Below are 10,754 nucleotides of genomic sequence, written 5' to 3' on the forward strand. Positions count from 1 at the left end.
CGTCGCCGGCCCGATGGGCGGGGGTGTCGCGGGGCGAGGAGCCCGGGACCCTTCAGCCCAGGGCGTGGTCGAGGTTGAACGCGGCGCTGATCAGCGCGAGGTGGGTGAAGGCCTGCGGGAAGTTGCCGAGCTGCTCGCCGGTCTGCCCGATCTCCTCGGCGTACAGGCCGAGGTGGTTGGCGTACGTGAGCATCTTCTCGAACGCCAGCCGGGCCTCGTCCAGGCGCCCGGCGCGGGTGAGCCCCTCGACGTACCAGAACGAGCAGATCGAGAAGGTGCCGTCCTCGCCGCGCAGCCCGTCCGGGCTGACCGCGGGGTCGTAGCGGTAGACCAGCGAGTCGGACACCAGGTTCGCGCCGAGCGCGTCGAGGGTCGACAGCCACTTCGGGTCGATGGGGGAGATGAACTTCGCCATCGGCATCATCAGCACCGACGCGTCCAGGACGTCGTCGTCGAAGTGCTGGACGAACGCCCGCAGCTCCTCCGACCAGCCACGCCGCATGATCTGCCGGTAGATCGCGTCGCGGGCCAGCTGCCAGCGCGGCGTGTCGGCGGGCAGCCCGCGGTGGGCGGCCATCCGCATGGCCCGCTCGATCGCCACCCAGCACATCAGCCGCGAGTAGACGAAGTCCTTGCGCCCGCCGCGCGTCTCCCACACGCCCTCGTCGGGCTGGTCCCAGTTGTCGCAGACCCAGTCCACCAGGATGTGGACGTCGTCCCACAGGGCGCTGGAGATCGGCTGGTGCCACTTGTCGTAGAGGTAGACGGAGTCGAGGAGGGCGCCGTAGATGTCCAGCTGGAGCTGGTCCACGGCGGCGTTCCCGACGCGCACCGGGGCCGAGCCCTGGTAGCCCTCGAGGTGGGGCAGCTCGATCTCGGGCAGCTCGGTGCGCCCGTCGATGCCGTACATGATCTGCAGCGGGCCCGAGGGGCCGCCGCCGTCGCGGCTGACGTGCCGGGACAGGAATCCCATGAACGCCTCGGCCTCCTCGCCGAAGCCCAGCCGCAGCAGCGCGTACACGCAGAACGCCGAGTCGCGGATCCAGACGTAGCGGTAGTCCCAGTTGCGCTCCCCGCCGAGCTGCTCGGGCAGGCTGGTCGTCACGGCGGCCACGATCCCGCCGGTCGGCGCGTACGTGAGGAGCTTCAGCGTCAGCGCGGACCGGTGGACCATCTCCCGCCACCGGCCCCGGTACCTCGAGGAGGACAGCCAGCGGCGCCAGTACGCCACGGTCGCGGCGAACTCGTCCTCGGCCTCCTCGAGCGGGCACGCGCGCAGCGCCACGTCCTCGCCGAACCTGTCGAGGGCGAACACCGCGCACTCGCCCTCGTTGAGCTTGAACTCCGACCGCACGTCCTGGCCGTCCACCTCCAGGGTGGCGCTGGACGACAGGGCCAGGGACAGCGACGGCGACTCGAAGAGCGCCCGGCCCCGGTGCACGCTCAGGGTGTGGGACTGCCTGCCGTAGTCGAACCGCGGAGCCACCCGCGCCCGGAACGGCAGCGACCCGCGGACGCACCTCACCCGCCGGATCAGCCGGTGCCGGGCGCCGTCGCGCGTGTCGCCGACGATCGGCATGAAGTCCTGGATCTCGCCCACCCCGTCGTCGGCGGAGAAGCGGGTGATCAGCACGTTGGTGTCGGGGAAGTAGAACTGCTTGGTCCGGGCGGGCACGACCGTGCCCAGCTCGAACGATCCGCCCCGGCCGGCGTCCAGGATCGAGCCGAACACGCTGGGCGCGTCGAAGCGCGGGCAGCAGTACCAGACGATGGTGCCGCCGGTGTCCACCAGCGCCGCGGTGTGCAGGTCGCCGATCAGCCCGTGGTCGGCGATGGGCCGGTATCCGGGGGCGCCCGCCGGGTCCTGACGAGCGGATTCCGCTGCTGTCATGTCGGCCTTCTCACGTCGCGAGCAGGGCACTTACGCCCTCAAGCTACGTGCCCCGGACGCCTGCCCGGTTCCGTCCCGCGTCAAGGAGTCGGCACGTTTCCCGCAGCCGACGGCAAAGGCCGCCCGGCGACGGCCGCGTCACCGGCCACGGGTGCGACTCGCGGCTGTGACTCCTGGCTGCGGCTCCTGGCTGTGACTCCTGGCCCGGGCCGTCGCCCGGGCGCGGGCGTCGTCTCCGGGCCGGGAGGGACCGGGAGCCGCGGCTCAGGCGCTCTCCGAGCGTCCCAGCCGCCAGTAGCCCATGAAGGCCACCGAGGAGCGGTCGATCCCCGACTCCTGCACCAGGTGGCGGCGGAGCAGCTTGACCACGCCCGCCTCGCCCGCCAGCCAGGCGTACAGGCCGTCGCCCTTCGAGGCCTGGGGGACCTCCCAGAGGATCTCCTCGTCGACGTCGACGTCCTCGAGCGGGTTCGCGGCGCCGGGACCGGCGGCGGGGACGGCCGGCCCGCCGGCGAGGGCGCCGCCCGGCGCGGTGAGCGCGCTCAGGGTGTCGCGTACGGCGGGGATGAGCAGGTCGCCGTGGCGGGCCCCCTCGCGGGGCAGCCAGACGACCTCCACGCCGGGACGGACGTCCAGCGGGAGCGCGTCGGCGGCCTCGGGGACCTCCAGCAGCGCGGTGGCGCGCACGGAGCCGGAGAGCGACTCGACGATCGCGGCGATGGCGGGCACGGCCGTCTCGTCCCCGGCCAGCAGCAGGTGCGACGCCCCGGCGGGCGGGGCCCACTCCTGGCCGCCGACGGGGCCGGGATGGGCGGCGTTGGGACCGACCACCACGACCCGGTCACCGGGGGCGACGCGGGTCGCCCACCGGGAGGCGGGGCCGACCTCGCCGTGCAGGACGAAGTCGATGTCGAGCTCGCGCAGCTCGGGCCGCACGGCCCGCGCGGTGTAGGTGCGGATCGGGTTGCGCAGCTCGTCGGGGAGCGCCCGCCACCGCTGGTACCAGTCGTCTCCGTCGCCCAGCGGGGTGATGCTGCCGTCCGGCAGCGGGAGGATGACCTTGATCCGCTGGTCGAAGCCCTTGTCGGCGAAGCCCGCCAGGTCCTCGCCGCCGAAGGTGACCCGGACGAAGTTCGGGCCGAGCCGCACCGCCCGCACGACCTCCGCCCGGTGGCCGCGATAGGCCGGAACCTCCGCCGCGCGCTCCAGGGTCTGCTCGCTGCCCGCTGTCATCGTGCCGCCTTCACTGGGAAATGCCGTCCCCAGCAACTTAGCTTTGCCTAACCTTATCCGGCAACCCGGCGCGATCTCCGTTCTGTCCCGGTCTCATGTGATCCTGCTCCTACGGCCACCCGGCCCGCGCCGGTACGGTCACGCGGCGCGGGCCCCCTCGCCCTCGCGCGTCTCCCCGCCGGGGTCCGGTCCGGCGGCGGGCCGCGTGCCGGTACGGCCGGGGACCCCGGCGCCGCCGGCGCGCTTCGGCAGACCCGTGCGGTACGGCTCGCACGCCCAGCTCGGCCTGCTCACGCGGAGCGTCTCGCGGCTCCGGGGCGCGGTGCCCGGCCGGCCCTGCCCGGCCTGCCCGCCCGGATGGAGCGTCACGGTGTGCGGGAGTGTCTTCCAGGCCGGGGGCGCCTCCGCGCGCAGGAGCGTCTCCTCGACCGGACACGTCACGCCGGTCCACAGGTCCGCCCGTTCCCGCCGCCCGCCTCTCCTGCGGTGCCGGCCCGCCGAGACGCGGGGGCGCAGCCGGGACAGGACGAACGTGGCGCCGAGGGCGAAGGTCAGCACCCCCACGATCACGGCGGTCTCCACGGAGACGGGGAGCGTTCCCGGCACGTCCGCCGGGGGAGCGGAGCCCGGGGCGAGCGCCGGGCGGATCTCGATCCGCCCGGCGGCCTGCGGGGCCGCGGCGTCCTGCCCGGAGGCGGCGCCCTCCAGTTTCTCCTTGACCTTGCGCGGCAGCCCGTACCCGACGACCTTGCTCTGGTCGCGCGTCTTGCGCTTCAGCCAGATCCGGTCGACGTTTCCCTCGATGGTGTGGATCGTTCCACCGCTCACGCTCTCGACGACGCCGACATGGTCGATCCCCTTGATGTCCTTGCCGCCCGACCAGTCGAAGAAGACCAGGGCGCCCGGCTCCGGGGTCCGGGTCCACGCGTCGTTGGTCTCGAACCAGCGCGCCTGCGACGGGGTCCAGGCGAACTGCCCGACGTACTCCTGCACGCCCGCCTTCTCCGCCGCCCAGGCGATGAACATCGCGCACCATGGGGCCGTCCTGTACTGCGGGTCCTGGGCCACGTTGACCGCGTACCACTCGCCGAACTTGCTGTGCTGGCCGGATCCCTCCCGGTACCCGAGTTCGGGCTTGATGGTCCTGAGCAGATCGTCACCGATCGGATCCATGGCTGTGAGCCACCCCGTCCTCTCTCCACCCTTCCGAGAAGGGGGCGCCGTCCGACAAAGCTGGACTGTATTCGCAGAAAAACGGAAAAGTGAGGCTATTTGCTTAAAAAACCGAGCCGGAAGGCTGTCGAATACCGGATTCGGCGAATGGCGGGAAAGGCGCCCTCGCAGCACCTACCATCGACTGCCCACCCGTGCCGGCCGCCGGCTCCGATCCCCGCTCCGGTCCCGGTGCGCGGGGGTGGGCGGCCCGGGAGCGCCGGTGGCCGTTCGCGCACACCGGGCATATCCCAATTCACCTCGCGCTCACGGGTCACACCGGTACGCGTCCCTGCCTATCGGGTCGAATAGCATGTGATGGCACGTGCGCGGCATGCGCCGGTGCCGACGCCGAGGCCTCCCTCCCGGTCCGGCGGGAAACGGGGACACGAAGGCGGAACGGGTTTTCCATGTTCGACGACAAGACGCAGGAGACCCTCCGCCGCCTCCTGGACCTCGCCGAGCATCCCGCGACCTCGCAGGCCGAGCGCACCCTGGCCGTCGCGCGGGTCCGGGCCCTCATCATGGTGCCCGAGGGCGACGCGCGGCGGGCGCCGGTCACCCCGGCGATGGAGGCGGGGATCCTCCGCAGGGTCAGGCCGCTCGCCCATCGGGTCGACGAGGACCTGGTGAACGAGGTGCACGGCGACCTCTACGCCTTCAGCACCCGCTACCGGGTGATCGGCGAGCTCGCCGAGGAGATCGCCCTCCTGCTCGAACGCTGGAGCGCCGTCGTCCCGCAGAAGCGCCACCGCCACGAGGAGGCCGTCAGGACCGCGGCCGCGAAGCTCGTCTACCTGCTGGAGCGCCGCGACCTCTTCCGCAAGCCCAAGTGGGGCAACCGCCCGAGAACCCGCTAGAACCCGCGGCGACCGCGGGAGAGCCGAGCGCCCGGCGGGCGCCTCAGCGGTCCGGCCGGTCGTGCCGATCGAGGGGCCCGGCCGGGCCTGCCGCGCGGTCCGGGCGCTCGGCGAGCAGCGGAAGCAGCGGGTTCCAGGCGGTCCCGTCCCGGGCGTCGCGCCGCCGCCGGGCGATGGCGCTCAACGCCTCCAGCACCACGCGGTTGGCCAGCGCGGCGGTGATGTCGGCGTGGTCGTAGGGCGGGCTCACCTCCACGACGTCGATCCCGACGACCGGCAGCTCCAGGCAGACGCGCCGTACGGAGTCCAGGAGCTGGCGCGCGGTGAGGCCGCCGGGCTCCGGCGTCCCGGTGCCCGGCGCGTGGCCCGGGTCGCACACGTCGATGTCGACGGACAGGAAGACGCCGTCGCACTCGTCGACGGCGATGGCGAAGGCCTCGGTCAGGCACTCCTGCAGGCCGCGGTGCGTGATCTCGGTCATCTCGTACGAGCGCATCGCCCGTTCGGCCATCCAGTCCAGCGTCTCCGGCGGCGGCCAGTAGCCGCGCAGGCCGATCTGCAGGAACCGGTCGCCGCGCAGCGCCCCCGACTCGATGAGCCTGCGCATCGGCTGCCCGTGCCCCCACAGCGAGCCGAACTCGATGTCGCCGGTGTCCGCGTGGGCATCGAAGTGGATCATCGAGATCCGGCCGTGCCCGAGGACGTTGGCCACCCCCTTGGCGTCGGGGAAGGCGATCGAGTGGTCACCGCCCAGGATCACCGGGACGGCTCCGGAGCGGGCGATCTTCTCGACGGCGGCCTCCAGGGCGGCCAGCGACGCCAGGATGTCGCCGGGCGGCATCTCGACGTCGCCCGCGTCCAGGACGCGCAGGTCGCGCAGCCCGTCGGTGCGCAGCGCCAGGCTGGGACGCGCCCCGTCGTGCGGCAGGTAGTCGGTCATCCGGATCGCCTGCGGCCCGAAACGCGCGCCCGGCCGGTGCGAGGTGCCGCCGTCGAACGGCGCCCCCACGATCACGATGTCGGCGCCCGCGTGACTCGCGGGATCGTCCAGCGAGCACCGCTCGACGCCGAGGAAGGTGATGTCGGGCCCGAACTGGGGCCCGTAGCGGCTCGTCACCGTTCCTCCGGCGGGAAGGCACCGGTCCGCGAGCGCCCGCGGCCCGTCGCCGCCGGGCACCGCCCGAGGGGACACGCGAGGACACGGGGGGTGAGTGGTGGCCGTGGCCCGGGGAGACCTTCCGCCCGCGCGAGGCACGACCTCGCGCGATCCGGCGATTCGTCCCGGGGCCACGGCGTGTGAACTGGCAGATCCCGATGCCCGGCGGGGGAAGGGTAGCCGGTCACCGTGGGATGAGTGGGACCCTCCAGAGCTCTCCGTCGACGCGCTGACCGGGGGTGCGTGACCGCCGCACCGCGGTACGCACAACCGTGACGGTAAGCAGCCCTGGGCGGGTGCCTCAATGGTGTTGCCGGATGTTGCGTGGAATTCGCCGTCGCGCGGCGGACGCCGCCACGGGCGTTCGCCGGCCGATCGGCGCGCCGGCCGGCCGGCGCGCCGCGGGAGGAGTCACGCGGGCAGGCCGCGCGGGCGGGACCGCGAGGCCCCGCCGGTCCACGCGAGGTCACGGAGCCGGGCCCCGCCGGCGCCATGGCGTCCGGCCGGGGTCCGTGGCCCGCCCGCGGTGTCACCTGCCGGTCGGCTCGCCGGTGGGGTCGTCGGCCTCGCTCTCCGGCGCGGGATCGTCGCCGGCGCCGAGCTCCTTGCGCAACCGGTCGATGTCCATGCTGTGGCTGCTGTACTTCAGCTCGCGAGCAACCTTCGTCTGCTTAGCCTTGGCTCGGCCCCGTCCCATTGGCTGTACTCCCTCGCGCAGGCCGTGCTCGGCCTCTCGTCACTGTCGCATCGCCGGCTGGCGCGCTCTGACGCCGCAGGTCAGTCTGCGGTAGCCGTACCAAGTATCCCGCTTCGCGGTCGATCCGTCATCGATCGGGCTCGAACCGGCTGCGGGCCCTGTTGGAAAACGGCCTTCGCCATCATAGCCAACGTCATTACGATTTGAAGAATTATGCAATTTGCCACATCATGAGGAACGGTGTGCCGATAAACCAGACGCCGGGGAGTGGCCTGATCCACGGGAGGTGGGGGACATGAGCGAGTTCGCGGCGGAGCTACGGGCGCGCATCGCCGATGTCGACGGCGAGCTGGAGCTCATGCGCCAGGCCTTCGACGATCACGCGGTCGAGGTCCTGTCCGGGCGGCTGGAGAACCTGCTGCGCATCGCCGACCGGCACGGCGTCGACGTGCGGTACGCCGGTGGCGGGCCCGTCGCCGGAGCTGTGTGATCATGCCGGTGCCGCTGCACCAGGCCAAGGCCGAATTCTTCCGTACCATCGGCCATCCGGTCCGCATCCAGGTGCTGGAGCTGCTGCGGGACGGCCCCCTGCCGGTGCGGGACCTCCTGAGCGCCATCGACGTCGAGGCCTCCAACCTCTCCCAGCAGCTCGCCGTGCTGCGCCGCGCGGGAGTCGTGACCGCCACCCGGGACGGCGCCACCGTCGTCTACGCGCTGTCCACCCAGGACCTGGCCGAGCTGATGTCCGTGGCGCGGTCGATCCTGGCCGAGGTGCTCGCCGAGCAGGGTGAGCTGCTCGCCGAGTTGCGCGCCGAGGCGCGCGGCTAGCGGTTTCGCGTTCCTGGGCGGGGTGCGCAGGACCGGGTGAGGCCAGGCGGGACGCGCGCTTCCCGGACACGGGCCCCTGTGCGGATTTGTACCGGGACAGGACGTCCCCGCGGGCGCATCCTGCGGGAAGACGACGGCGGACCGCCGTCACGAGGCAGACCAGCGCAGATCAGTGAGGTACGCCATGTGCCGGCACGAAACCCCGTGTCCCCCGGCCTACGCCCCCGGCAGGGAGGCCGCGAGGCCGATCGCCTCCCAGCCCGAGCAGGGCTGGAGCCTGCTCTGCAACGGGGTGGTGCTCTTCGAGGACACCGGCGAGCTGCTGCCCGACGGCCGGGCCGTCCCGCCGCACCGCCCGCCCGTCGCGTCCGCCGGGCCCGTCGTCCGGCCCGCCGCTCAGCCCGCCATGGCGGTCTCGGGGTCGTGGCCGTAGAGCCAGGCGCTCTGCCGGAGCGGGTCGCTGCCGGCCAGGGCCGCGTCGCGCTCCAGCTGGGCGGGCCCGTCGGGCAGGTGGTTCTGCACCTCGCGGCCCCGGCTCATCAGCTGCACCCGCGAGGCACGGGGCCTGCGGATCGCCTCGTAGCGGGTCAGCGCCTTGGCCACCGTGTCGCCGGTGGCCTCGCGCAGGCAGCTCGTGAGGACCACCGCGTCCTCGACCGCCTGGGCGGCGCCCTGGCCGAAGAAGGGCAGCATCGAGTGGGCGGCGTCACCCAGCAGGGCCACCCGCCCCGACGTCCAGCGCTCCAGGGGGGCGCGGTCGTACAGCGCCCAGCGCTTGGTCTCGGTGGCCGCGGCGATCAGCCGTCCCAGCCTGGGGTCCCAGGTCTCGAACTCGCGCGCCAGGTCCTCGAGCCGCCCGTCGGCCGTCCACGACTCGACGCGCCACTCGCCCGCGGGCACGATCGCGACGATGTTGATCAGCTTTCTGTCCCTGATGGGATAGTGGACGAAGTGGCGGCCAGGACCCAGCCAGAGCGTCTGCACCCGGCGCAGCGCCAGCTCCGGCGCCCGCTCGGCGTCGACCAGGCACCGGTAGGCGCACAGCCCGGAGAAGCGCGGCGGCTCCTCGCCGACGATCGCGGGCCGTACGGCCGAGTGGATGCCGTCCGCGCCGATCACCACGTCGGCGGCCACCGTCGTCTTCACGCCGCCGGCGCCGGTGAAGACCAGCTCGGCCCCCTCGCGGTCCTGCCGCAGCACCTCCAGCCGCCGGTCGGTCCTGACCGCGTCGGCGGGCAGTGCCTCCAGCAGCATGTCGAGCAGGTCGGCCCGGTGCGCGACGTAGCAGTCGGTGCCGTACAGCCGCCGGCACTCCTCGCCCATCGGCTGGGAGGACAGCACCCGGCCGTCCTCCCAGCGCCTGAACTCCCAGGCGGTCTCCAGGGGGACGGCGAAGGACGCCAGCCGCTCGCCGAGCCCGGCCCGGACCAGGGGGCGGACCATGTTGGGGCCCACCACGATCCCCGCGCCGACCTCGCGCAGCTCGGCGGCCTGCTCGTACACGACGGCCTCGAGGCCGGCCCGGCGCAGCAGCAGCGCGGTGGCCAGCCCGCCGAGACCTCCTCCGACAATGGCGATCTTCACTCAGGGGTTCCTCTCGTCGGGCGGCGTCTCACCCCGCGGTACCGCGGTGCTCCTCGATGAGGTGTCTCATCAGCAGGTCCTCGCCGAAGTCGTTGGACGGGTCGCGCCACACGCTGTGGGCGTGGTCGGCGTCGTCCTCGGTGTTGTCGAACTCGATCAACGTGACCGGGCCCTGGATCCGGTAGTAGTGGCCGAGCCCGTAGTCGTCGGCGCCGGCCCAGGCGAAGTGCAGGTCGCCTCCACCGCCACTGCCGCCGGCGGCGCGGACGCGGTCCATCTCGGCGGCCACCTGGCCGGGCCTGGCCCGTTCGAGGTAGCACTCCAGCAGCTCGTCGAACGCGCGCCGCTGCGGGGCGGTCAGGTCGGCGGCGGCGATCCCGCGCGGGTGCGACCTGATGTAGCGCAGGGCCTGCCGGTCGGCCTCGGTGATCATCGCGTCCCGCCGCCCGACCCCGTGCAGGTCGGGCAGCTCCACCTCGCCGATCCTCGGCACCGTGCGGGTGACGAAGTCCGCGGGGGGCACCGGGTGGATGACCGCCCGTGCCCGCCGCCCGTCGTCCAGGGAGCGCAGCAGCGCGAACCCCAGGTCCTCCTCCTCGCCCAGCACCCGGTACGGGCCGAAGCGGGCCGGTTCCGAGCCCAGCAGGAACGGCGTCACCGCCAGGTGGTCCTGGTTGACGACCGTGAAGTTCAGCGACAGGTGGTGGCCCACCAGCCGCCATCCCCACACCGAGTCGGGGTTGGGCTGTCCGAAGAACGTCAGGAAGTACATCCCCGGGTTACGGAACTCCCTGGCCACGTGCCCGAACCGCTCCAGGTTCAGCTCGCGCAGCACGTGCTCCAGCGAGATCACCTGCACCACCTGCGCGTACGCCCGCTCCGAGCAGCACTGGGCGATCAGCCGGTGCGCCAGGATGCCCTGGTCGAAGCTCAGGTCCCGCAGCGGCACCCCGGCGCGTCCCGAGGCGGGCAGGAAGTTCCAGTTCGAGCGGTCGGCGTCGTCGAAGGGCAGCAGCGCGCGGGCCCGCTGCTCGCCGTCCAGGGCGTCGTACAGCGCCATCGCGGCGAAGGTGACGAGGGTGACGTTGAAGTCTCCCGGCCGCTCCTCCAGTCCCGAGCGCGGCACCCGCCCGGCGCGGGGGCGGGCGCCTTTCTCATGGGGGGAGTGGCTGGAATGCTCATGAGGGGAGTGGCTGAAATGCGAGGTCTGCGACATCGGTCAGCTCTCCGGCCAGGCCACGATCGGGTTGCGCACCGACCCCAGCCGGTCGATCTCCACCTCGACCACGTCCC

At 72.9% G+C, this 10,754-nt stretch carries 11 protein-coding genes; 4 read left to right on the top strand and 7 right to left on the bottom strand.

Annotated elements, in window-relative coordinates:
- Positions 1 to 52: 52 nt before the first annotated feature.
- From AB0G15_RS40180 to AB0G15_RS40190, 3 genes are all read right to left on the bottom strand, one after another.
- Positions 53 to 1,891: a glycoside hydrolase family 15 protein gene (locus tag AB0G15_RS40180; RefSeq protein WP_362850637.1), complete on the bottom strand. Its 1,839-nt coding sequence runs from the start codon at positions 1,889 to 1,891 to the stop codon at positions 53 to 55.
- A gap of 264 nt (positions 1,892 to 2,155) precedes the next feature.
- A complete protein-coding gene (locus tag AB0G15_RS40185; protein ID WP_362850638.1) occupies positions 2,156 to 3,124 on the bottom strand; it encodes a siderophore-interacting protein in 969 nt (322 codons plus the stop codon).
- Between the two features lie 138 nt (positions 3,125 to 3,262).
- Positions 3,263 to 4,297 carry a CHAP domain-containing protein gene (locus AB0G15_RS40190; protein ID WP_362850640.1) on the bottom strand — a complete coding sequence of 345 codons (1,035 nt, stop codon included), beginning with the start codon at positions 4,295 to 4,297 and terminating at the stop codon, positions 3,263 to 3,265.
- Between the two features lie 449 nt (positions 4,298 to 4,746).
- Between AB0G15_RS40190 and AB0G15_RS40195 the strand changes: the two genes are divergently transcribed.
- On the top strand, positions 4,747 to 5,196 hold the full coding sequence (locus AB0G15_RS40195) for a hypothetical protein (protein WP_362850642.1): 450 nt from the start codon (positions 4,747 to 4,749) through the stop codon (positions 5,194 to 5,196).
- A gap of 43 nt (positions 5,197 to 5,239) precedes the next feature.
- On the opposite strand, the gene speB is transcribed toward AB0G15_RS40195, so the two are convergent.
- Together speB and AB0G15_RS40205 are read right to left on the bottom strand one after the other, a co-directional pair.
- Positions 5,240 to 6,313 (bottom strand): agmatinase, encoded by a 1,074-nt coding sequence (speB, locus tag AB0G15_RS40200; protein WP_362850644.1) that lies wholly within the window; start codon positions 6,311 to 6,313, stop codon positions 5,240 to 5,242.
- A 568-nt stretch (positions 6,314 to 6,881) separates the two neighbouring features.
- Positions 6,882 to 7,049 (bottom strand): DUF3073 domain-containing protein, encoded by a 168-nt coding sequence (locus tag AB0G15_RS40205; protein WP_344743362.1) that lies wholly within the window; start codon positions 7,047 to 7,049, stop codon positions 6,882 to 6,884.
- A gap of 295 nt (positions 7,050 to 7,344) precedes the next feature.
- Between AB0G15_RS40205 and AB0G15_RS40210 the strand changes: the two genes are divergently transcribed.
- The 3 genes from AB0G15_RS40210 (at position 7,345) to AB0G15_RS40220 (ending at position 8,310) form a co-directional block, all read left to right on the top strand.
- Positions 7,345 to 7,539, top strand: coding sequence for a hypothetical protein (locus tag AB0G15_RS40210; protein ID WP_362695007.1), 195 nt, complete (start codon positions 7,345 to 7,347; stop codon positions 7,537 to 7,539).
- Between the two features lie 2 nt (positions 7,540 to 7,541).
- Complete coding sequence (locus tag AB0G15_RS40215) at positions 7,542 to 7,877, top strand: metalloregulator ArsR/SmtB family transcription factor (protein WP_362695010.1); 336 nt, start codon at positions 7,542 to 7,544, stop codon at positions 7,875 to 7,877.
- A gap of 184 nt (positions 7,878 to 8,061) precedes the next feature.
- Positions 8,062 to 8,310 (top strand): DUF5999 family protein, encoded by a 249-nt coding sequence (locus AB0G15_RS40220; protein ID WP_362850645.1) that lies wholly within the window; start codon positions 8,062 to 8,064, stop codon positions 8,308 to 8,310.
- Here AB0G15_RS40220 and AB0G15_RS40225 read toward each other — a convergent pair.
- Positions 8,274 to 9,461 (bottom strand): FAD-dependent monooxygenase, encoded by a 1,188-nt coding sequence (locus tag AB0G15_RS40225; protein WP_362850647.1) that lies wholly within the window; start codon positions 9,459 to 9,461, stop codon positions 8,274 to 8,276. The two genes, AB0G15_RS40220 and AB0G15_RS40225, sit on opposite strands and share 37 nt — an antisense overlap.
- A 28-nt stretch (positions 9,462 to 9,489) precedes the next feature.
- On the bottom strand, positions 9,490 to 10,677 hold the full coding sequence (locus AB0G15_RS40230; protein ID WP_362850649.1) for a DUF3500 domain-containing protein: 1,188 nt from the start codon (positions 10,675 to 10,677) through the stop codon (positions 9,490 to 9,492).
- Positions 10,678 to 10,754 lie beyond the last annotated feature (77 nt).

This window comes from Streptosporangium sp. NPDC023825 (assembly GCF_040639575.1).
Classification (GTDB): domain Bacteria; phylum Actinomycetota; class Actinomycetes; order Streptosporangiales; family Streptosporangiaceae; genus Streptosporangium.